Below are 22,396 nucleotides of genomic sequence, written 5' to 3' on the forward strand. Positions count from 1 at the left end.
TACAAGGCCCGGGTCGTGGACCCGGGCCTGAGGGAACCCCGCACACAGGACGGTCCCCGGAAGTTTTCCGATCAACTCAATTGAGTGTCTCTCAGAATCGCCGGGGACCTGGCCGCTACCCGGCAGGTACTCCACGAGGGAGTCTTGTCGTGGTTGACCGGCCCCATGCGCATCGATTGCTCCGATTTGCGAGGCGGTCAAGGGGTCCGGCCGACTATTTCGCGGCGGCCGGCTGCGGGGGGAGTTCGAAGCGCAGCAGTGCCCCGACCTGGTGCGTACGCAGCTCCGTCTCCGGCGCGATATGCCGGACCTCGCCGCCGTCATCGATGACGGACTCGGCCAGTTCGTCGATGATGTCGGGGACCTCCCGCAGCGGCTCCCCGCAGAGCGGACAGGTCTCCCCCGAGCGCGCGAGCAGGCCGTCGCGGTCGCAGATGACGCCTGGGGCGACCGCCTGCTCGTCCGCCGCCAGGGTCCGGATCGCGGCCACCGACGCCGCCCACAGCGTCTCGTCCAGCCCGACGGCGCTGGGCCGGCGAGTCGCCTTGGCCTCGAAGATCTCGTCGACGAGCCGGCGCTGCTCCTGGTGTGCGTGCTCGGAGACGAGCTCCTGCACCTTCTGCCGGATGTCCGCGGGCGTTGCGGTCTCGCGGTCGATGGTGAAGCTGCCGACGAGCCGCTCGCGCAGTTCGCGGGGGAGGAATTCGACGAAGGTCGGTACCTCATGAGGATGGCCGCCGATGACGAGCAGGTCGAAGCCTCCCTTCCCGAACAACTGCTTCAGCTCGCCGATGAGCCGCCGATAGTGCCGTTTGCTCAGCTCGTCGGCCTTGTTACGGACCCGGTCCTCGGCGAGCCCCGCGGCGTAGTTGGGCTTGCGCAGCGTGCGGTCGCGAAGCTCCTCCAGCTCCCGGACCTGGTCGAGGTAGTACTCCCAGACCTGGCCGGTCCCCTTGTCGACGATGACCGCGCAGGTGCGGTAGTACTCGTCGAGCACGCCCAGCATCGGACGGACATAAGGATCGGCGTCCACCACGATGCGTTCGCGGGTGCTGCGCGGCAGCCACACCTCCTCGTAGACGCCGATGGCGCTGTTGCAGAAGACGGCGACGGCGCCCGGCTTGCGGGGCTCCTCCCCGAGCGACTTCTCGATCTTCGCAATGTCCTCGCGGAGCGAGAGCCGCGCGTCGCGCTCCAGTGAGCTGTCCTCCGCGAGTGGCCGGATGCGGTCCAGCAGGCTCGCCACCCGGGTCATGAAGGCGCGGCGGCCGGTCCTGTCCGGTTCCACGGGGACGTAGAGGGAGACCCACGGATGTCCGTTCCCGTTCACCCGGAAAATTCGCTCGATCTGCTCTTGCGTGATCATCGCCGCTCCTCACCGTTCCGTGAGCCTCGCTCCGCCCAGTTCCAGGTAACGCGGTGGGCGCGGGAGCGGCAACCGCAGGGTGACTCCGTACGGTCACCGCGGGGGCAAGCCCCGACGGGGCAGGTCAGGCCGCTATGCATACGGCAGCGTGAAGTCACGGGGCCGGGTGCAGCAGCTCGGCCACGATGAACAGCGCCAGGCCGTTGCCCAGCGTGGAGAGCACGATCGTCGCCCCGACTCACGACTGCCGGAGCGTTCCCGCCCGGGCTCAGCCGTCGCTTGGGCGGTGGGGCGGCTGCGGGGGGCGGGGTCGCAGGTGGTGCGGGGCTGCGGCCCGGTGTACGGGCCGCAGCGGTGAGCGGGACCTCAGCCCGGTGCGGGGTCGCAGCAGTGAGGGCGGGACCGCAGCTTGGTGCGGGATCGTAGCCCGATGAGGGGCCTCAGCGCGCGGCGGGATCGCAGGGTGGGCGGGGCTCAGCTGCGGGGGCGGACCGCAGCCGTGTGCGGGAGCGCAGCGGGGGAATCCGACGCTGCCGGGCGTGCCGCCGCCGGCACCGCAGGTCAAGGGTCCGCGATGGGTCACCGATCGCGGGACCCCACACAGGCTCCGGGTCCGCGGTCCCACTGCTGCCTCCGCAGCAGTCCCCTGTGCCCGCCCCGCGCGCGTCAGATGTATCCGAGCGCGCCCAGACCGCCCAGTCCGCCCAGCACCATGAACACCGGCATCAGGACCCTCAGCTCCACCCAGCTGCCGGCCTTGAAGCGCATGACCTTGGGCGGGCCGACCGGGTACCAGCGCTTGCGGCCTATCGGGATGGGCCACAGGACGGGGCAGCCCGAGACGGTCAGGGCATCGCCGATGTCGTGGACCAGCGCGCCGAGCACGACCGGCAGGCCCAGCCAGAGGTACTGCTGCCCCGGTTCGGTGAACAGCCAGCTCGCACCGTTGCCCGGCTGGTCGAGAATGCCGGCCAGGATCCAGGCCGAGGCCGCGCCCAGCATCCACACCAGCACGTCGCTGGAGACCCGCGCCGCCCGCCACAGCAGACCCTCGATGGCGAGCACCATATGAACGAAGAGGATGCCGAGTACCGCCCAGCGACCGCCCTGCATCGCCAGCAGTGACATCCCACCGCCGACCAGCACGGCCCACAGCCAGGTGTGGGTGAGCGTGCGGTGGCCTCCGTTGCGGTTCGAGTCACCGCGCATCTTGGTCGCCTTGTAGACCCCGTGCGAGATCGCGTCGACCACTTCGCACAGCCACCGGGAGAGCGGCCCGAAGGCCCGCGAAATGGTCGCGGACTTGTGATCGAGGTCCGGGGCGAGCGCCGCACCGGCACAGATCAGAGCTCCGCAGACGAGCACCGGCCAGGGCATCGGGTGTCCGGCGGCAGCGGCCGCCGCGCCCACGCCCAGCCAGGCCGCGGCCCCGGACAGCGAGTGTGCCGGTCCCATCATGGTTGTTCCCACCCCTTGTTCTCTTGCGCTCGTTCACCTGCGCGTGACGGTGTGCCTCTCGCACTGCTGAGCCGCGCCCTTGACGCCCGGTCGGCGACTCAGCGTAGCGTCAGATGATCTCCATATGAGGAGGGGGTGAGCCAACTTCTTGTACGACGCAGGGTCGGAAGGTCAGCAGGACCGACCGCCGGACGGGTGCCGGCACACGGGCAACTGCTCCCCACAGCCGCCTCCCTGACTCTGGTCACGGACGACACACCCTCGGGATGCGCCCTACCTGCCGCACCAACTGTGCTTGTGGTCAACGCCCTTGGGGCGGACGTCCCGCTGCCGTGGCCCGTCACCTACGGGGACGCCGTCTCACGCGACTCGTCCCCCCCGAGGCGGCCGACGTCCGCCGCCGGAACGGCCGCGCCTTCCGCCCCGCCGCTGGCTTCCTGATCCCGATTTTCTCCGCTTGACCTCCCGACCGGGTTCCTGATCCTCTTCTTCTTCGCTTGGCCGCCCGTCCGGGTTTCTTGATCCCGTTTCTTGATCGGGCTTCTTGATCGGGCTTCTTGATCGGGACAAGGCGCGTTCCCCGCTTGCTCTGCTTGCCCTGCTTGCCTTCGCTGCCCTGCCTGCCCTGCCTGCCCTGCCTGCCCTGCCTGCCCTGCCTGCCGCATACCTTGCGGACGCTGCGTGATCTCCCCCACGTACCGGCTGCGCGTCCGTGCAGAGGGTGATCGTCGCCAACAACACCGCGCCTTCGATGTCGTACGGAGGGTGATGGCGCTGCACCGCGCTCCCCTCCGGCCCGCGCCGAGGCGAGGCAGGTTTTCGCAGCTCAGGCCCGCCGGAATGACGTCGCGGGCCGCTGCCGGGGCCGGGTCGGCGGGGCTCGGGGGCCTTGGGGGCGGACGGCTTCGGGCGTTGCCGATCTTCAGCTGACCTCCGCCTGAGTCGCCGGTTCCCTGATCCGGGCCGAAGACAGGCAGTATGGGGGCGTGACCCTCATCGATCATCTCCCGAACGACGCCGACCCCGATGCCCTCTTCGAAGCCTTTTCGGGCTGGGCCGAGCAGCAGGGCATCTCGCTCTACCCTGCCCAGGAGGAGGCGCTGATCGAGGTGGTCTCCGGGGCGAACGTCATCCTGTCCACCCCCACCGGCTCCGGAAAGAGCCTGGTGGCGGCCGGCGCGCACTTCACCGCGCTCGCCAAGGATCAGGTCACCTTCTACACCGCACCCATCAAGGCACTGGTCTCGGAGAAGTTCTTCGATCTGTGCAAGCTGTTCGGTACCGAGAACGTCGGCATGCTCACGGGTGACGCATCGGTCAACGCGGATGCACCGGTCATCTGCTGCACTGCCGAGGTCCTCGCCTCGATAGCGCTGCGGGACGGCAAGGACGCCGACATCGGCCAGGTCGTGATGGACGAGTTCCATTTCTATGCCGAGCCGGACCGTGGCTGGGCCTGGCAGATTCCGTTGCTGGAACTTCCGCAGGCGCAGTTCATTCTGATGTCGGCGACGCTCGGCGATATGTCGCGCTTCGAGGAGGATCTGGCCCGGCGCACGGGGAAGCCGACGTCGGTGGTGCGCTCGGCGACTCGGCCGGTGCCACTGTCGTACGAGTACCGGACGACGGCACTGACGGAGACGCTCACCGAGCTGCTGGAAACCCGTCAGGCCCCCGTTTACATCGTGCACTTCACGCAGGCCGCCGCCGTCGAGCGGGCGCAGGCGCTGATGAGCATCAATATGTGTACGCGCGCCGAGAAGGACCAGATCGCCGAGCTCATCGGGAACTTCCGGTTCACCACCAAGTTCGGCCGGAACCTGTCGCGGTATGTCCGTCATGGCATCGGCGTGCACCACGCCGGCATGCTGCCGAAGTACCGCAGGCTCGTCGAGAAGCTGGCGCAGGCGGGTTTGCTGAAGGTCATCTGTGGCACGGACACCCTCGGCGTGGGCGTCAATGTCCCCATTCGCACGGTGCTGTTCACCGCGCTGACCAAGTACGACGGGTCGCGGGTGCGGACGCTGCGGGCACGGGAGTTCCATCAGATCGCGGGCCGGGCCGGCCGGGCCGGCTTCGACACCGCGGGCTTTGTGGTCGCGCAGGCCCCCGAGCATGTCGTGGAGAACGAGAAGGCGCTGGCCAAGGCGGGCGACGACCCCAAGAAGCGCCGGAAGGTGGTGCGCAAGAAGGCGCCGGAGGGCTTCGTCAACTGGGGTGAGAACACCTTCGAGAAGCTGATCGCTGCCGATCCGGAACCGCTGAACTCCCGCTTCCGGGTGACGCACGCGATGCTGCTGTCCGTGATCGCCCGGCCGGGTAATGCTTTCGAGGCGATGCGCAAGCTCCTCGAGGACAACCATGAGCCGCGCAAGAATCAGCTCAGGCACATCCGGCGGGCCATCGCGATCTACCGCTCGCTGCTGGACGGCGGGATCGTGGAGCGGCTGCCGGCGCCGGATGCGGAGGGCCGGATCGTCCGGCTGACCGTGGATCTTCAGCAGGACTTCGCGCTCAACCAGCCGCTGTCGACCTTCGCCCTGGCCGCGTTCGACCTGCTCGACCCGGAGTCGCCCTCCTACGCGCTGGACATGGTCTCGGTCGTGGAGTCCACGCTGGACGATCCACGCCAGATCCTGGCCGCGCAGCAGAACAAGGCCCGGGGCGAGGCGGTCGCGCAGATGAAGGCCGACGGCGTCGAGTACGAAGACCGCATGGAACGGCTCATGGACGTCGAGTACCCCAAGCCGCTGGAAGAGCTGCTCTTCCACGCCTATGGCCTGTACCGCAAGAGTCACCCGTGGGTCGGCGACCACCCGCTGTCGCCGAAGTCGGTCATCCGCGATATGTACGAACGCGCCATGACCTTCACCGAGTTCACGTCCCACTACGAGCTGGCGCGCACCGAGGGCATCGTGCTGCGCTACCTGGCGAGTGCGTTCAAGGCACTGGACCACACCGTGCCGGACGATCTGAAGTCCGAGGACTTCCAGGACATCATCGCCTGGCTGGGCGAGATGGTGCGGCAGGTCGACTCCAGTCTGCTGGACGAGTGGGAACAGCTTGCCAATCCCGAGGTGGAGACGGCGGAGCAGGCCGCGGAGCGGGCCGATCAGGTCCGGCCGGTCACGTCCAACGCGCGGGCGTTCCGTGTGCTGGTGCGCAATGCGATGTTCCGGCGGGTGGAGCTGGCGGCGCTGGACAAAGTCGAGGAGCTCGGCGAGATGGATGCCGATTCCGGCTGGGGCGTGGATGCCTGGGGCGACGCGATGGACGCCTACTGGGACGAATACGACGAGCTGGGCACCGGTCCGGATGCCCGCGGCCCGAAGCTGCTGCAGATTCAGGAGGATGCCGAGCACGGACTGTGGAAGGTGCGGCAGACTTTCGCCGACCCGAACGGTGATCACGACTGGGGCATCTCCGCGGAGGTGGATCTGGCCGCCTCCGACGACGAGGGGCGCGCGGTCGTACGGGTCACGGATGTGGGTCAGTTGTGAGGCGACGGCTTCGACCGAGGCCGCCGAAGGATCTGACGGAGGGCCACCGGTCATGACCAATCCCGCCGAGAAGCTGGTCGATCTGCTGGATCTCGAGCAGATCGAGGTGAACATCTTCCGGGGCCGCAGCCCGCAGGAATCGCTGCAGCGGGTTTTCGGCGGGCAGGTCGCCGCCCAGGCGTTGGTGGCTGCCGGGCGGACCACGGAAGGGGACCGCCCGGTCCACTCGCTCCATGCGTACTTTCTGCGGCCGGGCCGGCCCGGGGTGCCGATCGTGTACCTCGTCGAGCGGGTCCGCGACGGGCGCTCCTTCACCACCCGCCGGGTCGTCGCCGTCCAGCAGGGACGCACGATCTTCAATCTGACCGCCTCCTTTCACAAGCCGGAACCCGGCTTCGATCATCAGTTGCCGTTGCGTCGGGTGGTGCCCGACCCGGAGGAGCTGCCGACCCTCGCGGAAGAGGTCCGCGAGCGCCTGCACGATCTGCCCGTATCGCTGGAGCGGATGGCGCGCAGGATGCCGTTCGAGATCCGTTATGCCGACCGGCTGCGCTGGACCCCGGAGGAGATCGAGGGTGCGGAGCCCCGCAGCGCGGTGTGGATGCGCGCGGTCGGTCCGCTGGGCGACGATCCGCTCGTGCACACCTGCGCGCTGACCTACGCCAGCGATATGACGCTGCTGGACGCCGTCCGCATCCCGCTCGAACCGCTCTGGGGGCCGCGCGGGTTCGACATGGCCTCGCTCGATCACGCGATGTGGTTCCACCGTCCGTTCCGCGCGGACGAGTGGTTCCTCTACGACCAGGAGTCACCGATCGCCACCGGAGGACGGGGCCTGGCCCGCGGGCGGATCTACGACCGCGAGGGCAGGCTGCTGGTCTCGGTCGTCCAGGAAGGACTGTTCAGAAAGCTCGGCGACTGACCCGGGCGGGCGCCGGAGGGCACGGCGGCCGGTTTCCGCAGCCGCCCCGGGTCTTCCCTGCGGGCCCTTTCCAGGCACCGGGAGAGATGGACGCGGTACCACAGCACTTCGTCGAACTCATCCGCCGTCAGGACGCGCTCGAAGGATTCCCGGGCGGCAGGAGTCACCGTGATCACGGAGGCCATGGTGGGCCTCAGCCGGCGCAGCAGGGACCGCTCCAGCGGCTCCTCGGCCACCGAAGCCAGCTCCTCCGGCGGCAGCAAGGCGGCGATCACCGCTGCCGCTTCCCAGGGGTCGTCGGTCTGTCCCATGAGCTGGGCGACCCGGCGGCTGCGCCACTGGCGTGCCCGCCAGTCCTGCCCGCTGTCGAGCATCACCCGCATCGCCGCCGGGGTGTTGCCCCGCATCAGGTCGGGTTCACGGTCGGCGAAGTCGGCGACCTCGGCCGCGAGATAGAGCCAGACCACCGCGCCGAAGCGGTTGACGTAGAACCGGACGGGACCGAGGCAGCCGGCCCTGGTCAGACGCACGGCCCGGCCGGGCCCGATGCCCATGAGCGCCGCGGCCTCGGTCGTGCTGACCGCGCGGATCCGTGCGCGGAGCGCGTCCGGGAAGCCCGGCTCGGCCTGCAGCCGGGCGATCTCCTCCGCCGGGACCCGGCGCCGTCCGAGCGATCCAACGCCTCCCGGCCGGCCGTCGGTCCCGGTCGGCGCCGTCCGTACTTCTCCGAGCTGGGTGGCGAGCTCGAACTCGCCGCTCCTCAGCTCCAGTTCGCGGGCCGCTCGCCCCGCCGTGAGCGTCCGCTGCCCGTCGCACACCACTGTCATGTCGCTTCCCCCGCAACTCGGTCGATCACTGACAGTGACGACTCTAGCCGCAGACGGTGACAGCGGGTCAAACCCCGCCTCAGACCTGTGGATAACTTTCCGGCTGGCGGACCGCGACGCCCAGATGCTCCCCGACACGATTGACCAACAGCGTCATTTCGTAGGCGATCTGACCCATGTCGCCGTCGGCGCCCGCCAGCACGCACAGACAGCTGCCGTCCCCGGCCGCCGTCACGAACAGCACCCCGTCGTCGAACTCCACCATGGTCTGACGCACGCGACCGATTCCGAAGTGGAGCCCCGACCCCTTCGCGAGGCTGTGCAGTCCCGAGGCGACCGCCGCGAGATGCTCCGCGTCCTCCCGCTCCAGCCCCTCGCTCGCGCCGGTCACCAGCCCGTCGTTGGAGAGCACCAACGCATGCCGTACCTTCTGCACCCGCTTGGTCAGATCGTCCAGCAGCCAGTCGAGTCCGCTGCTCAATGCCATTGCTGCTTCCTCCCCGTGTCCCGTCCGCACTCTTGGCCGGACAGCAGCCCGCGGTCCGCGAACTGCCGTGCCAGCCTGTCCCACCTCCGCCGTCTCGGCAAGCGGCCCCACAGCCCGGCGTGCCACGCGGCGCTTGTGCGTACCGCATGGCTGAGGATGTCGGCATGGCACACAAGATGACGAAGGATGAGTGGCAGAGGTTCCTTTCCGAGGGCACTCGCACCGGCAAGCTGGCGACCGTACGGGCCGACGGCAGCCCGCACATCGCCCCGGTGTGGTTCCTCATGGACGGTGCTGAGCTGGTGTTCAACACCGGCGCGGAGACGGTCAAGGGCCGCAATCTCGCCCGCGACGGCAGGGTGGCACTGTGCGTCGACGACGAACGGCCGCCGTTCGCTTTCGTGTCCGTACAGGGAACGGCGGAGATCAGCGACGATCTGGCGGACGTACGTCACTGGGCGACCCGGATCGCGGCCCGCTACATGGGCGAGGACCGTGCGGAGGAGTACGGCGCCCGCAACGGCGTTCCGGGCGAAGTGGTGGTCCGGGTCAAGATCGACAAGGTCATCGCCCTCGCGGCCGTCGCGGGCTGAGGGGTGCGTGGCGCGGGCCGTCCGGCTTCCGCGCCACGGCCGGCCGCCGGTTCACCCCACCGAATCCAGCACCCCGGCGGAGTGCCGCCGCCCCGCGTGCTCGACGAGCCGGACCAGCACCTCCTTGCCGGAGTCGCGGTCCCTCGCGTCACAGAGCACGACCGGGGTACCACGGTCCAGGTCCAGCGCGCGGGCCACCTCGTCGGCCCCGTAGGACCGCGCCTCCGCAAAGCAGTTGACCGCCACCAGGAACGGGATCGCCCGGCGCTCGAAGTAGTCGACGGCCGGAAAGCAGTCCTGCAGCCGCCGGGTATCGGCCAGCACCACGGCGCCCAGCGCGCCCTCCGACAGGTCGTCCCACAAGAACCAGAAGCGGTCCTGTCCGGGGGTGCCGAAGAGGTAGAGGGACAGACCCTGCCTGATGGTGATGCGGCCGAAGTCCATCGCCACCGTGGTGGTGCCCTTGTCGTCCACTCCCCCGGTGTCGTCCACGGTCTCGCCCACCTCGCTGAGCCGCTCCTCCGTGCGCAGCGGGTGGATCTCGCTGACCGAGCCCACCAGGGTGGTCTTGCCCACGCCGAAGCCGCCCGCGACTAAGATCTTCAGGGTCAACTCGGCGTCGGGGTCCGGGGCTGCGTCCTCCGGTGCCCCTTGTGCGGAGTTCATCGGCCGTCTCCTCCAGGATGCAGGTTCCTGCGCGTCACGGGGTATACGGATCCACGGCTCGACGAGGGGAGCCTTCGGCGGCGGAGGGCCGCCCGAAATCCATGGCGAGGACCGTACCCCCGGCTGATCGGGATTTCCCCGGATTTGCCAAAGCCGTCACGTCTTTCGATCAAGAAGCCCATCAACCGCCCCATGCGTGATAGTTGGTCCTCCGCGGCGCACCACCGCGCGAGCTTTGGGGAGGGGCCGCGCCGGGCAGAACACGTTCGCCCGGCGGCCGGCCCGGCCGGTGCGGAATCATGAGCGCATGACGCCACAGCAGTCACAGGAGCGGACCGGTCCACCGGCAGCGGCCGCCTCGACGGGTACCGTCGAGCGCAACGGCATCAACCCGGTGCCGGATTCCGAACGGCACGGCAGCCCCAGGTCCCTGTTCTGGCCGTGGGCCGCCTCCGGGCTGTCCTTGCTGTCCATCGCCTACGGCGTCTACCTCATGGGCCTGGGGCTCAGTCCCTGGCAGACGATCGTCACCGGGACCCTCGGCTATGTGCTGTCCTTCGTCCTGGTCGGTCTGGTCTCGGTCGCCGGAGCGCGCACGGGCGCACCCACCATGGCCATCGGCCGGGTCTCCTTCGGGACGCAGGGCAACAAGCTGCCCACCTTGTTCAGTTATGTCTCCAACGTCGGCTGGGAGACCGTGCTGGTCGCGCTCTCCTCGCTCGGCGGCTCCGCGATCCTGGCGCGGGTGGCGCCCGACGTGTTCGCCCGGGCCGACGGCCGGACGCCGACGACGACGGCGCAGGCGCTGTGCTTCGCGGTGACCGCCGTCTCCGTCGTGGTCGTGGGGATCTTCGGGCACGCGCTCATCATGAAGGTGCAGAAGTATCTGACCGCGGCGATCACCGTGCTGACCGTGGTGTACATGGTGCTGATGGCCGACCGCATCGATCCGTCCGCCCTCGCGGACGGCCCCGCCGCCGGCCTCGGCACATGCGTCGGCGGCGTCGTGTTCGCGATGACGCTCCTGGGCCTGGGCTGGGTCAACTGCGGCGCCGACTACAGCCGTTATCTGCCGCGTTCGAGCAGCGGCCGGGCGATCACCCGGTGGACGACACTGGGCGGGGTGCTGCCCCCGCTGGCCCTGCTGATCTTCGGCGTCCTCCTGAACGCCGGGGACCCGAAGCTCGCGGCGGCCGCGGCCGCCGACCCCGTAGGCGCCCTCGCGGCCGAGTTGCCCACCTGGTTTCTGGTGCCGTATCTGCTCACCGCCATCGGGGGGTTCGCCTCCGGGGCAATCATGGACATCTACAGCTCGGGCATGTCGTTGCTGGCCCTGGGCATCCCCGTCCGCCGGCACCTCGCCGTCCTGGTGGACGGCGTGCTGATGGCCTTCGGCGGCTGGTACGTGCTGTTCGTCTCCCCCAGTTTCTTCGCCACCTTCCAGGCGTTCCTGTCCGTCATCGGGGTGGCGATGGCCGCCTGGACGGCCGTCTTCCTGGTGGAACAGTGGCGCCGCCGCCACACCGGCTTCGCGCTGACGCCCGTACGGGCCCTCGGCCTGCCGGCGGTGCTCTCACTCACGGTCGCCACCGCCGTCGGACTCGGCCTGATCACGTCCGGCGATCCCCATATCGCCCAGGCCGTGGGCTTTCTGCTCACCGACAGCGCCGCACGGGGCACGCTGGGCGCCATGAACCTCGGCGTCGTGGTGGCCCTCGCTGTCGCGGGCGCCCTGTACGCCTGCACCGCCCCTCTCGCCGACCGCCCCGCCACCGGAGGAGCCCGATGACCGACCACCACGCCGACCGGCCGCACGAGGTCCGGGCGTTCTTCGCACCACGCGCCGCCGGCTGGGACACGAAGTTTCCCGACGACGGTCCCGCCTATGAGGCGGGCGCCGCCGAACTGGGCCTCCAGGAGGGCGACCGGGTGCTGGACGCCGGCTGCGGTACGGGGCGCGCGCTGCCCGCGCTGCGGGCGGCCGTGGGAGCGCGCGGGACGGTGCTGGGTGCCGATCTCACGCCCGAGATGCTGCGGGCCGCCGTACGGGCCGGGCGCGACCGCTACGCGGCGCTCCTGCTCGCCGATGTGACCCGGCTGCCGCTGCCCGACGCCGCGCTGGACGCCGTCTTCGCCGCCGGGCTCATCTCCCACCTGCCGGACTCGGCGGGCGGCCTCACCGAACTCGCCAGGACCGTACGCCCCGGTGGCCGACTGGCCCTCTTCCACCCCATCGGGCGGGCCGCGCTCGCCGCCCGCAAGGGCCGCCCGATCACCCCCGACGACCTACGGGCGGAGCCGAATCTGCGGCCCCTCCTGGCCGACTGCGGCTGGGAACTGATCCGGTACGAGGACGGCGACTCCCGCTACCTGGCACTGGCGGTACGCCGGGGGTGACGGGCCGCCGGTGAACACCCCTCAGGACGCCGCGGGGCCCTCCCCATGGGGCACCGGGCAGCTGCCCGTGCGGCGGGAGGCGGGGAAGGTCCCGAGCTCGGCCACCCGGAAGCCGTTCGGATAGCCCTTGATCTCGGGGTTCTGGCGGGCGTAGTGCGGAGTGCGGCGGGGCGGCAGCAGCCGCACGGCCCTGGCGCGCAGCTTCAGGGCGGTGCGCACCGCCCTCCGGACCGCGGGTTTGGGCCGCTCGTACCGGAAAGCCTCCAGCAGCGTGTCGTCCAGGAGGGCCATGCTGGCTCCGCGCACCACCGGAGCGAGCGGGCCGTACCACCCCGCCATCAGGTCCAGCGTGGCGTCCGACACCCTTCGGGCGCCCTCGTCCCAGCCGAAGTGCGCCTCCTCGTAGGCGTCGAGGCACCGTTCGAAGTCCTCGTAGGTCTCCGGGAGTTCGGTGATGCCCATATGGCGGCCCAGGGTGCGGTAGTAGACGGCGACGGCATGCCGTTCGTGCGCGGTCAGCCGCCGCCAGCCGTAGGCGTCGAGCCACCGCTTGGGCACCACCACGAACGTGCACAGGACATAGCGCATGTCCTCGTTGCTGATGTCATAGCTGCGGTGCATCTGGTTGATGCGGCGGATCGCCGTCCGGCCGTCCTCGCCGTCGAAGCCGTGCTCGACGACGGCGTCCAGGAGGAGGGCGGTGTCGTCGTAGCGCTTTTGCGTGCGGCCCGTCAGCTCGGCGGTCTCGGAGAGCAGCCGGCCGATGCTCGGCACCGCGTAGGTGCGGTAGAGCGCCAGCTCCAGGGCCCGGGTGAGGTCCCAGGGGAATTCATGGTTCGCGATGATGCGGTAGATCCGCAGGAAGTCGCGCTCCGGGTCGAGCCGCAGGATCTCCCTCAACCAGTCGTAGCGCCGCACCTGACATCCGTCCCTTCGTTCGCCGACGGGCCAATTTTAGGGGTGCGGACGGTAGTTGAGGGGGCGTGACGGGCGTCAGATCGGGCCGTGCGGTGGCCGGATTCCGTAGTGTCAGGGGGTCTCGCGTGGGGGCACGCCGGTCGTGCGCCGTGCGGTGCGGGTACCGCGGGGTGCGCGCGTCGGCGCCGTAGCGGTCCGTGAGCGTCGGGTCCACCACGGCCAGCGCCTTCTTGACGGGCATGCCGGTGCGGTCGGCGAGTGCCAGCCGCTCCTGGACCTCGCGCGGGGTGCGCGGGCGGTAGCCCGGCCCCGTACCGCAGCAGCCGCCGTGGAAGGTCAGTCCCGCGCGCAGGACGGCCTCCAGGGCACGCCAGCCGGCTTCGTCGCGCCGCTTGGGGACCGCCAGATCGGCGCCCGCGTTGATCAGCTCGGCGCCGCACCGGGGGCAGCGGTCCGGGCCCTGCGAGACCGGCGTCTTCTTCCACGCGGCCCGGCAGGCCAGGCACACGAAGTGCATCCGGCTGCTGTAAAAACACATCTGCGCAGCGTACGGCTGGTGACAAGCTTGTCCCAAGCCAATTAAGGTGCGCCGACGTACTCCGCAATGGATTGGATGGGGAGGCCCGCGTGCCCACGACCGAGAGCGCCGACAACGACCAGTTGTTCGTGCTGACGGCGGTGCTGCTGACGCCCGCGCAGTTCCCGAGCGTGCTCGGCGACGACTACCCCGAGGTGTGTGGTGGCCTAGGCCTCGAACCGTACGCGGAGGGCTACGGGCTGGTCCTCGGTCAGGACAGTGACGGCGCGCGCTGGACGGTGGCGACGGAGGATGTGTCGCTGGTGGCCTGTGCGATCGCGGCCTGGGACTGCGGGATGGAGTACGACCTCTCCCCCGGGGAGGACAGCATCGTCGGGGCGCTGCCCGGCTGGCCGCTCTCGCTCGCCGTATCGGCGCCCGGTGTGCCGCAGCCGCACGATCCGAAGCCGGAGGACGGCGCCCCGGCGCCGCTCACGCCGCCGGACGCCGAGGAGTGGGGGCCTGCCCAACGGCGGCTCGGCGCGGACGAGATCGCCATGCAGTGGGCGGCATGGCGCGAGCAGGTGGATGACGAGGACAGCTTTGCCGAGCCGGGAGATCATGCGCACAAGGGCGTGCGGCGGGTGCTGGAGGAGGCGCGCGGCTATGTGAACGAGCCGCCGCCGCCCGGGCGGGTGCGGTCGTCGTTCGCGGCCGGGGAGGCACGGACGCTGCGGGTCGACGGGCCTGGCTGGAGCATGGTCGCCCGTACCGACGACATTGCGTTCGTACTGCTGGACGACGAGCCGGGCGAGGTACATCCGGTGGGCCGGGGGCCCGAGCTGCCCGACCTGCTGACGTCGCTCGACGAGCTGGCGGCGCGGCCGGTCTGAGCGGGTCGTTGCGCGGGGTGGTGCCGTATACGGGGGTCGCGGTGCGCCGCGGCCGGTGCGGGATGACGCCGTAGCGGGGGGTGCGCTCGTCCGGTGGGGGCGAGACGGCCTCAGCCGCACACCACCCCGCGCCTGGCCTGACGGGGTGAGGCAGATGCCGAGCCGGGGCCGGGCTCCGCCGGCCCCGGTGGGGCGAGGTCTGCGGGAGGCGGGCCCGTACGGGGCTCAGGCCGGGCGAGGGCGCCGGCCGACTTCGGGGCGGACGGCGCGGCGCGGGAGTCCGCCCGGTCAGCGGCCGATCTGCTTGCGGCCGACGCGGCGGAGCCGGCGGCGCTGGGAGGAGTCGAGCGTCAGATAGGCGACGGCCGGCACTCCAACGATGACCAAGAGGGCCGCCCAGAAGGGCAGCAGCCACAGCAGGATCACTCCCACCGCGACGCCGCCGACCGCGACCTTCGCCTGTGTGGACATCCTTCACGCCCCTTCCGCGGCGTACGCCGCGCTCTGTGTACTCCATTGAACGCCGTTTTCGCGCCGCAGGTTCCAGGAACGGGCATGCCGTCCTGTACTCTCGGGCGCTCCAGGCGCCAGTAGTCAAACTTGAGGAGTTCGGGAACCAGTGACACCCCTCGCCGCGGTCACGCCCGCTCAGCTCTCCGTCCTGTCCCGCTGTGCGGCGGTGTTCCTGCCGTCGGATCCGCCGCGAGCGGGGCGGGTCGCCTTCTGGCGCCCCGATGGCGGGCCCGTGGGGACGGCGCGCGCCACAGACGACGCGACGGGCGGGAAGGACGGGAACGACGCGACGGACGGGGAGGACGAGGCGGCCGAGCGGCTGGATGTCGTCCTGCCGGACGAGGACCGCGGCGTTTCCCTGTGCGAGGTGCCCGCCCTGGTCCTGACGGTGGCCGAGGCGGTTCCGGTGCTCACCCGCGCGCGGGCCGCACGGGGCGCCCATCCGGCCGCCGCCTTCTGGGGAGCCGCGTCCGTCCTGGCGCTGCAGCTCGCAGCCCGCGGCCGGCTGCTGCCCGGGGTGAGTCCCGACGGGTATGACGCCTGGCGGCTGGGTCCGCTCGACCCGGAGGACTTCGAGCGGCTGCGCGATCTCGCGGCAGCGATGCCGCCGTACGCACACGCCGTCCCGCTGCCGGACTCCGACCCGTTGGCGCTGCCGGACCCCGAGCGGCAGCTGCGGGCCTTCCTCGACGCGGTGGCGGACGGGCTGCCGCGCTCCCCCGGCGCGGCGCTGGTCACCGGAGCGCCGGCCTTCGCGGTGTCCGCTCCGCAGCACATCCCCGAACAGCGCGCCTGGGCCGCCGACGTCGCCGCGGGGCATGACGCGGGCGTACGGATCTCGCTGCGGGTGGAAGTGCACGGCGCGCAGGCGGCGCGGCTCCGTGACCGCGGCGGGCTCATGAGCGTCGACGGGCGGGGCGACGGGCAACCGGCCGCGGCCGGTGCGTCCGGGACGCCGTCGGCGGTGCGGAGCGAGGGAGCGGGTCAGCGCGATGCGGGCGGCGACGTCGGCGCGGACCCCGCAGCTGACCGCATCGCCTTCTCCGCCGTTCTCCAGCTGCACAGCCTCACCGACCCGACGCTGGTCGCGGATGCCGCCGAGGTGTGGGCGGGGACGTCACCCGCCGGGCAGGCCCTCGGGTCGCGGGCGCGGATGGACACCCTGCTGACGTTGCGCCGTGCGGCGGATGTCTGGGCGCCGCTCACCCCGTTGTTGTCCGCCGCGGTGCCCGGCGCGCTGGATCTCGCCGAGGAAGAAGTCGCCGAACTGCTCGGTCCGGCCGGCCGTGCGCTGGCCGCCGCCGGGGTGCAGGTGCACTGGCCGAAGGAGCTGGCGCGCAAGCTGACCAGCCGGGCCGTCGTGGGGCCGCCCGGCGCGCGCGACGGTGACAGGTGGGAAGGACCGGAGTCGGGGCTGCCTTCGCTGTTGTCGGCGGATGCCCTGCTCTCCTTCAGCTGGCGGTTTGCGGTGGGCGGCCAGGAGGTCGACCGGCACGAGCTGGACCGGCTCGCCGAGGCGGGACGGCCGCTGGTGCGGCTGCACGACCAGTGGGTGCTGATCGACCCGGAGGCGGTGCGGGCCGCCCGGGACCGGCCGGACCGTAAGATCACGCCGCTCGATGCGCTCGGCGCCGCACTCACCGGAACCGTCGAGGCGCCGGACGGCGGCCGGGTGGCGGTGGAGGCCACCGGATGGCCGGCCCGGCTGCGCGACCGGCTCGCCGACCCGGAGGGCGGCGACACCACAGCCGTCCGGCAGCCGGCGGCGCTCACCGCGACGCTGCGCGACTACCAGTTGCGCGGACTCGGCTGGCTGCACCGGATGACGTCGCTGGGGCTGGGCGCCTGTCTCGCCGACGACATGGGGCTGGGGAAGACGATCACGCTCATCTCCCTGCATCTGCACCGGCAGGGCGTCCCCGGGGCGGCCGGCCCCACGCTTGTCGTCTGCCCCACCTCGCTCATGGGCAACTGGCAGCGGGAAATCGAGAAGTTCGCGCCGGGCACGCCGGTGCGCCGCTTCCACGCCGGGCGGCGCAGCCTGGCGGATCTGGCGGACGGCGCGTTCGTGCTCACCACCTACGGAACGATGCGGCTCGACGCCGGGAAGCTGGCGGAGGTGGGCTGGGGGCTGGTCGTCGCCGACGAGGCACAGCACATCAAGAACCCCTTCTCCGCGACCGCCAAGGCACTGCGGACCCTGCCCGGCAAGGCCCGGGTGGCTCTGACCGGCACCCCGGTGGAGAACAACCTGTCGGAGCTGTGGGCGATCCTGGACTGGACGACGCCCGGACTGCTGGGGCCGCTGGGCCGGTTCCGTACGTGCTATGCGCAGGCCATCGAGGGCGGCGCGGCGGCGTCCCCGGAGGCGGGTGCGGCGGCCGAGCGGCTGGCCCGGCTGGTGCGGCCGTTCCTGTTGCGCCGCCGTAAGTCCGATCCGGGGATCGCGCCGGAGCTGCCGCCCAAGACGGAGACCGACCGTGCGGTGGCACTGACGAGGGAACAGGCCGGACTCTACGAGGCCGTGGTGCGCGAGGGGCTCGACGAGATCGCCGGGACGGACGGGTTCGCCCGCCGTGGGCTGGTGGTCAAACTGCTCACCTCGCTCAAGCAGATCTGCAACCACCCCGCGCAGTACCTCAAGGAAAGCGCTCCGGCGGACGACGGCCGGGCGTCGGGAGCGGTGCGGATCGCGGGGCGCTCGGGGAAGGTCGAGCTGCTGGACGAGCTGCTGGACACCCTCCTGGCCGAGGGCTCCGGCGTGCTGGTGTTCACGCAGTACGTGCAGATGGCGCGGCTGTTGGAGAGCCATCTGGCGGCGCGCGGGGTGCCCACGCAGTTCTTGCACGGCGGCACGCCGGTGGCCCGCCGCGAGGAGATGGTGCAGCGGTTCCAGGACGGCGCGGCGCCGGTGTTCCTGCTGTCGCTGAAGGCTGCCGGTACCGGTTTGAACCTCACCCGGGCGGCGCATGTCGTGCACTTCGACCGCTGGTGGAATCCGGCCGTCGAGGCGCAGGCCACCGACCGCGCGTACCGCATCGGGCAGACCCAGCCGGTGCAGGTCCACCGGTTCATCACGGAGGGCACGATCGAGGACCGGATCGCCGAAATGCTCTCCCGTAAGCAGCAGTTGGCCGATGCGGTGCTGGGGTCCGGCGAGGCCGCGCTGAGCGAACTCACCGACGCCGAGCTGGCGGACCTGGTCGCACTGCGGGGGAGTGAGCGATGACGATGCCCGGAGGGGGAGAAGCGATGCACCTGGGCGGGGAGAGGTATCCGGGCGAGGGGGACTCAGCGGCCGCTGAGCGGACGTTCGGTGCCTTGCCTGCGGCGCGCGGGCGGTCCTTTGCGCGGAGTTGGTGGGGGCAGGCGTGGCTCAAGGCACTGGAGGACACCGCGCTGGACGGCGAGCAGCTGAGGCTGGGCCGGCGGCATGCGCGGGGCGGTGCGGTCGGCGCGGTGTCGGTGCGCCCCGGACGGATCACCGCGGTCGTCCAGGACCGCGACCGTACGCGGCACCGGTCCGATGTGCTGCTGCAGCAGTTGAGCAGCGCGGACTGGGACCGCTTTCTCGACATGGTCGCGGACCGGGCCGGGCATATCGCGGCGCTGCTGGACCGTGACATGCCGCCGGTACTCGTCGAGGACGCGTCCGCCGCAGGCATCGAACTGTTGCCGGGCATCGGCGACTTGGAGTCCGAGTGCAGCTGCGACGCGTGGGACCACTGCGCACATTCGGCCGCGCTGTGCTACCAGTTGGCGCGGCTGCTCGACCAGGACCCGTTCGTCCTGCTGCTGTTGCGTGGCCGGGGCGAGCGGGAGCTGCTCGACGAGCTGCAGGTACGCAGCGCGGCGCGGGCGGAGGGGCCGACGCACGAGGACGCGGCGGCGGAGCTGCCCGGTCCGGGGGTGCCGGCGGCCGAGGCGTATGCGGCGCGCGACATTCTGCCGCCGCTGCCCCCAGCGCCGCCGCCGGTCGCCACACCGGGCACCCCACCGGTGCTCGGTGGCGGGACCCCGCCCGCGCCCGGGGTGGACGTGGCCGCGCTGGAGTTCCTGACCCGGGACGCGGCAGCGCGCGCCCAGCGGTTGCTGGCGGACGCGCTCGCCGCCGGCCACCCGGACAGCCCGCCGCCGCCCGTGCTGACGCCCGCCCAGGATGCGGTGCGGCTGGCGGCGGCCGGCCCCGGGGAGGCCATATCGGCGCGGCTGGCGGCCGGTTCGGGGCGCGATGCGCGGGCGCTGGCGTCGGCCGTACGGGCCTGGGAGCTGGGCGGACCGGCCGGGCTCGCGGTCCTGGAGGAGGACTGGACACCGGAGCCTGAGGCGCTGGCGCGGGCAGCCGGCCGGCTGGCGGCCGCCTGGGAGGACGGCGAGACCCGGCCGCGGCTGCGTGCCACCCGCAATCGTTGGACGGTGGTCGGCGGCGAGGCCCAGTTGCGCTACGGGCGGGAGGGCCGCTGGTGGCCGTATCGCAGGGAAGGCGGGCAGTGGGTGCCCGCGGGTCCGGCCACGGACGATCCGGCGGGCGCGTTGGCGGGGTTGCCGGCGGAGGGGTTGCCGGCCGAGGGGTTGCCGCCGGAGGGGTGAGGGGGATGGCAGCGGGGGTGTGGCGGGTCAGCTCCCGCCCCCGGCCGCCGCCCGGTGTGCGGCGGCTCGTCGCACGAAGAGCTCGTACAGATCGCGGGCGGCCTTGGGGACCGAGCCGGAGCGGCGGCGCTGGATCACCATCAGGACGTCGGTGCGGTCGTCCGCCAGCGGGCGGTAGGTGATGGTGCCGCTGCGTTCCAGCGGGTCGCCGAGGATGCTGAAGTCGGGCAGGACCGTGGCGCCCAAGCCTTCGGCGACCATCAGCTTGCCCATTTCGGCGCCGTCGGTCGAATAGGAGAAGGAGGGCGTGCGGCCTTTGAGGAGCCGGTGGACGAAGCGGTGCATGACGTAGCCGGACCGCATCACGATCAGCGGCTGGGCGAGCAGCTCGGTCACCGACACCTCGCTCAGCTCGGCCAGCGGGCTGTCCGGCCGGAGGCACACCACGGGCCGGCCGCGCAGGAGTTCGGTGGTGTGGACGTCCGGCGGGAGGTCGTCGCCGCGCAGGTAGTTGACGAGTCCCAGGTCGAGGCTGCCTTCCAGCAGCGCGCGGTGGATCTCGGCCTGCTGGGCGCCGATCACCTCGACCTGGGTCAGCGGATGCCCGGCCCGGAACTCACGGATGGCCGGTACCAGCAGCGGAACCGTGGCGGCGTTGACCGTGCCCAGTCGCACCATCCGGCTGATGTGGTGCTGGTCGTCCGCCGCCCGGCGCAGCTTGTCGACCGCATCGAGCACCCCGACGATATGCGGCAGCAACTCCCGGCCGTCGTCACTGATCTTCGCTCCGGAGCGCTTGCGGTCAAGGATGTCCACACCGAGTTCGCGTTCCAGATTGCGGACGGTTTCGCTCAATGCGGGCTGGGACAGATGGAGTTCCTCGGCGGCTCTGCGCAGCGAGCCGAGGCGGGTGACCGCCGCTATGTATTCGAGTTGCTCGATCCGCACGGAATACGCACCCCGGTGATCCGATACCGATGGTGAACCTCAGTGGATTCACTCGCCTTTGAAGCCTTCTCCTGGGGATCTTCCCCCCGGTTCAAGGGGGACCCTATCACCACCTCACCTACGCCGTATCGACGCTTCGCACCTTGGCCGCTAAACTCGGCGGGGAGGCGGCCACATTGACCGGAAAAGGCCGCAAGGGCCGTCGCCCATTGGCCGGCGCGGCACAATTGTTGCGAGGAGGTGACGCGTTCATGAACGGGCAACAGAAGCAGCTCACCCAACGGCGTCACGTCGATCTCGCACGGATCTCCAGCTCGCTCTGTCGCGGTGTCGCCCGCGAGCGCTGACGGCTGAGAGCCCTTCCGCACCAGTCGTGGATTCCTTTGCCGCAAGGCATTCCGCGGTGATCTCTGTATCGCCGTCCAGGCGCGCTCCCTTTTCGTCAGCTGCCTCGCACCTTTCCGTACGAACTTTGCGCGCCTCTTTCGACGCGCCTTCTTGCACGCGGCTTTCCTCACCACCGGGAGATCCTGATGTCCGACCTGCCCGCCCCCGGCCCCGCACGCTTCGCCTATTGGGTGCCCAATGTCAGTGGCGGCCTGGTGACCAGCACCATCGAACAGCGCACCGATTGGGGCTACGAGTACAACCGCAAGCTGGCGGTACTGGCCGAGAACAACGGTTTTGAGTATGCGCTGAGCCAGGTCCGCTATATGGCCAGCTACGGCGCCGAATTCCAGCACGAGTCCACGAGTTTCAGCCTCGCGCTGCTGCTCGCCACCGAACGGCTCAAGGTGATCGCGGCGGTGCATCCGGGGCTGTGGCACCCGGGTGTGCTGGCGAAGCTCGGCGCCACCGCCGATCAGCTCTCCGGCGGGCGGTTCGCGGTGAACGTGGTCAGCGGATGGTTCAAGGGCGAGTTCAGCGCGCTCGGTGAACCGTGGCTGGAGCACGACGAGCGCTACCGGCGGGCCGAGGAGTTCATCCGGGCGCTGCGCACCATCTGGACCGAGGACCATGCCGAACTGGCCGGGGATTTCTACCGGATCCGGGACTTCTCGCTCAAGCCGAAGCCGCTCAACACCACCGAGCGCCCGCATCCGGAGATCTTCCAGGGCGGCAACTCCACCGCGGCGCGGGCGATGGCCGGCCGGGTCTCCGACTGGTACTTCAGCAACGGCAAGGACTTCGACGGCGTCACCGAGCAGCTCGCGGACGTCCGGGCGTCGGCCGCGGCAGCGGGCCGGCCGGCCCCCCGCTTCGGGCTGAACGGCTTTCTGATCGCGCGGGACACCGAGGCCGAGGCCCGGGAGGTGCTGCGGGAGATCATCGCCAAGGCGGACACCGAGGCGGTGCACGGCTTCGGCGCGGCGGTCAAGCAGGCCGGACAGTCCACGGCCGATGGCACCGGCATGTGGCAGGACTCCGCCTTCGAGGACCTGATCCAGTACAACGACGGCTTCCGTACGGGCCTGATCGGCACACCGGAGCAGATCGCCGAGCGGATCGTGGCGTACAAGCGGCTGGGCGTGGACCTGTTCCTGCTCGGATTCCTCCACTACCTGGAGGAGGTCGAGTACTTCGGCGAGCGGGTGCTGCCGCTGGTGCGCGAGCTGGAGGCACAGGAGGAGGGGCCGCAGGCGGCGGACCTGGGACGGGTCGCCGCAACGGCTGGACCGGACGCCACAGCGCCGCCAGAAGCGGACGCCTCGGACGGGGACACGGACACACCGTCGCGGGAAGCGGACGCGGCGCCCCCGTCGGGCCCGGTTCCGGCCGCCGTCCGGCCCTGAGCGCCCCC

General features: G+C 71.0%; 19 protein-coding genes. 10 read left to right on the forward strand and 9 right to left on the reverse strand.

What is annotated here, in order from left to right:
• Positions 1-214 precede the first annotated feature (214 nt).
• Positions 215-1,366: a baeRF10 domain-containing protein gene (locus ACWGI6_RS22515; protein WP_453269179.1), complete on the reverse strand. Its 1,152-nt coding sequence runs from the start codon at positions 1,364-1,366 to the stop codon at positions 215-217.
• Positions 1,367-2,032: 666 nt separating this feature from the next.
• Positions 2,033-2,824 carry a metal-dependent hydrolase gene (locus tag ACWGI6_RS22520; protein ID WP_453269180.1) on the reverse strand — a complete coding sequence of 264 codons (792 nt, stop codon included), beginning with the start codon at positions 2,822-2,824 and terminating at the stop codon, positions 2,033-2,035.
• Positions 2,825-3,810: 986 nt separating this feature from the next.
• On the opposite strand from ACWGI6_RS22520, the gene ACWGI6_RS22525 reads away from it, so the two are divergent.
• Together ACWGI6_RS22525 and ACWGI6_RS22530 are read left to right on the forward strand one after the other, a co-directional pair.
• Entirely contained in the window at positions 3,811-6,324 is a 2,514-nt protein-coding gene (locus ACWGI6_RS22525) for a DEAD/DEAH box helicase (protein WP_453269181.1), read from the forward strand.
• 52 nt (positions 6,325-6,376) lie between these two features.
• The gene (locus tag ACWGI6_RS22530; protein ID WP_453269182.1) at positions 6,377-7,246 is read left to right on the forward strand and encodes an acyl-CoA thioesterase; all 870 of its coding nucleotides are present in this window, start codon (positions 6,377-6,379) and stop codon (positions 7,244-7,246) included.
• Here ACWGI6_RS22530 and ACWGI6_RS22535 read toward each other — a convergent pair.
• Complete coding sequence (locus tag ACWGI6_RS22535; protein ID WP_453269183.1) at positions 7,177-8,073, reverse strand: DUF6397 family protein; 897 nt, start codon at positions 8,071-8,073, stop codon at positions 7,177-7,179. The genes ACWGI6_RS22530 and ACWGI6_RS22535 overlap by 70 nt on opposite strands.
• A 79-nt stretch (positions 8,074-8,152) precedes the next feature.
• Entirely contained in the window at positions 8,153-8,560 is a 408-nt protein-coding gene (locus ACWGI6_RS22540) for a roadblock/LC7 domain-containing protein (RefSeq protein ID WP_453269184.1), read from the reverse strand.
• 164 nt (positions 8,561-8,724) lie between these two features.
• On the opposite strand from ACWGI6_RS22540, the gene ACWGI6_RS22545 reads away from it, so the two are divergent.
• Positions 8,725-9,153 (forward strand): PPOX class F420-dependent oxidoreductase, encoded by a 429-nt coding sequence (locus tag ACWGI6_RS22545; RefSeq protein ID WP_453269185.1) that lies wholly within the window; start codon positions 8,725-8,727, stop codon positions 9,151-9,153.
• Positions 9,154-9,204: 51 nt separating this feature from the next.
• Here the strand turns inward: ACWGI6_RS22545 and ACWGI6_RS22550 are convergent, their stop codons facing one another.
• Entirely contained in the window at positions 9,205-9,819 is a 615-nt protein-coding gene (locus ACWGI6_RS22550) for a GTP-binding protein (RefSeq protein WP_453269186.1), read from the reverse strand.
• A 307-nt stretch (positions 9,820-10,126) separates the two neighbouring features.
• Here ACWGI6_RS22550 and ACWGI6_RS22555 point away from each other — a divergent pair, with 307 nt between their 5' ends.
• Positions 10,127-11,608 carry a purine-cytosine permease family protein gene (locus ACWGI6_RS22555; protein WP_453269187.1) on the forward strand — a complete coding sequence of 494 codons (1,482 nt, stop codon included), beginning with the start codon at positions 10,127-10,129 and terminating at the stop codon, positions 11,606-11,608.
• A complete protein-coding gene (locus ACWGI6_RS22560) occupies positions 11,605-12,216 on the forward strand; it encodes a class I SAM-dependent methyltransferase (RefSeq protein WP_453269188.1) in 612 nt (203 codons plus the stop codon). The genes ACWGI6_RS22555 and ACWGI6_RS22560 overlap by 4 nt, the downstream gene beginning before the upstream one ends.
• A 21-nt stretch (positions 12,217-12,237) precedes the next feature.
• Here ACWGI6_RS22560 and ACWGI6_RS22565 read toward each other — a convergent pair whose 3' ends face one another.
• Both ACWGI6_RS22565 and ACWGI6_RS22570 read right to left on the reverse strand, forming a co-directional pair.
• On the reverse strand, positions 12,238-13,134 hold the full coding sequence (locus ACWGI6_RS22565; protein ID WP_453269189.1) for an oxygenase MpaB family protein: 897 nt from the start codon (positions 13,132-13,134) through the stop codon (positions 12,238-12,240).
• Complete coding sequence (locus ACWGI6_RS22570) at positions 13,046-13,672, reverse strand: hypothetical protein (protein ID WP_453269190.1); 627 nt, start codon at positions 13,670-13,672, stop codon at positions 13,046-13,048. Before ACWGI6_RS22570 ends, ACWGI6_RS22565 begins: the two co-directional genes overlap by 89 nt.
• 89 nt (positions 13,673-13,761) lie before the next feature.
• Between ACWGI6_RS22570 and ACWGI6_RS22575 the strand changes: the two genes are divergently transcribed.
• Positions 13,762-14,544 carry a hypothetical protein gene (locus ACWGI6_RS22575; protein WP_453269191.1) on the forward strand — a complete coding sequence of 261 codons (783 nt, stop codon included), beginning with the start codon at positions 13,762-13,764 and terminating at the stop codon, positions 14,542-14,544.
• A gap of 288 nt (positions 14,545-14,832) precedes the next feature.
• Here the strand turns inward: ACWGI6_RS22575 and ACWGI6_RS22580 are convergent, their stop codons facing one another.
• Positions 14,833-15,015, reverse strand: a complete 183-nt coding sequence (locus ACWGI6_RS22580) for a hypothetical protein (RefSeq protein ID WP_453269192.1) — start codon at positions 15,013-15,015, stop codon at positions 14,833-14,835.
• Between the two features lie 148 nt (positions 15,016-15,163).
• Between ACWGI6_RS22580 and ACWGI6_RS22585 the strand changes: the two genes are divergently transcribed.
• Both ACWGI6_RS22585 and ACWGI6_RS22590 read left to right on the forward strand, forming a co-directional pair.
• Positions 15,164-18,286, forward strand: a complete 3,123-nt coding sequence (locus ACWGI6_RS22585; RefSeq protein WP_453269193.1) for an SNF2-related protein — start codon at positions 15,164-15,166, stop codon at positions 18,284-18,286.
• Between the two features lie 23 nt (positions 18,287-18,309).
• Positions 18,310-19,647, forward strand: coding sequence for an SWIM zinc finger family protein (locus tag ACWGI6_RS22590; protein ID WP_453269224.1), 1,338 nt, complete (start codon positions 18,310-18,312; stop codon positions 19,645-19,647).
• A 27-nt stretch (positions 19,648-19,674) separates the two neighbouring features.
• Here ACWGI6_RS22590 and ACWGI6_RS22595 read toward each other — a convergent pair whose 3' ends face one another.
• Entirely contained in the window at positions 19,675-20,595 is a 921-nt protein-coding gene (locus ACWGI6_RS22595) for a LysR family transcriptional regulator (RefSeq protein ID WP_453269194.1), read from the reverse strand.
• A 251-nt stretch (positions 20,596-20,846) separates the two neighbouring features.
• On the opposite strand from ACWGI6_RS22595, the gene ACWGI6_RS22600 reads away from it, so the two are divergent.
• Both ACWGI6_RS22600 and sfnG read left to right on the forward strand, forming a co-directional pair.
• On the forward strand, positions 20,847-20,942 hold the full coding sequence (locus ACWGI6_RS22600; protein ID WP_366414974.1) for a putative leader peptide: 96 nt from the start codon (positions 20,847-20,849) through the stop codon (positions 20,940-20,942).
• Positions 20,943-21,128: 186 nt separating this feature from the next.
• A complete protein-coding gene (sfnG, locus tag ACWGI6_RS22605) occupies positions 21,129-22,388 on the forward strand; it encodes a dimethylsulfone monooxygenase SfnG (protein WP_453269195.1) in 1,260 nt (419 codons plus the stop codon).
• The last annotated feature ends 8 nt before the right edge of the window (positions 22,389-22,396 follow it).

The sequence above is a fragment of the Streptomyces sp. NPDC054786 genome, from assembly GCF_053611685.1.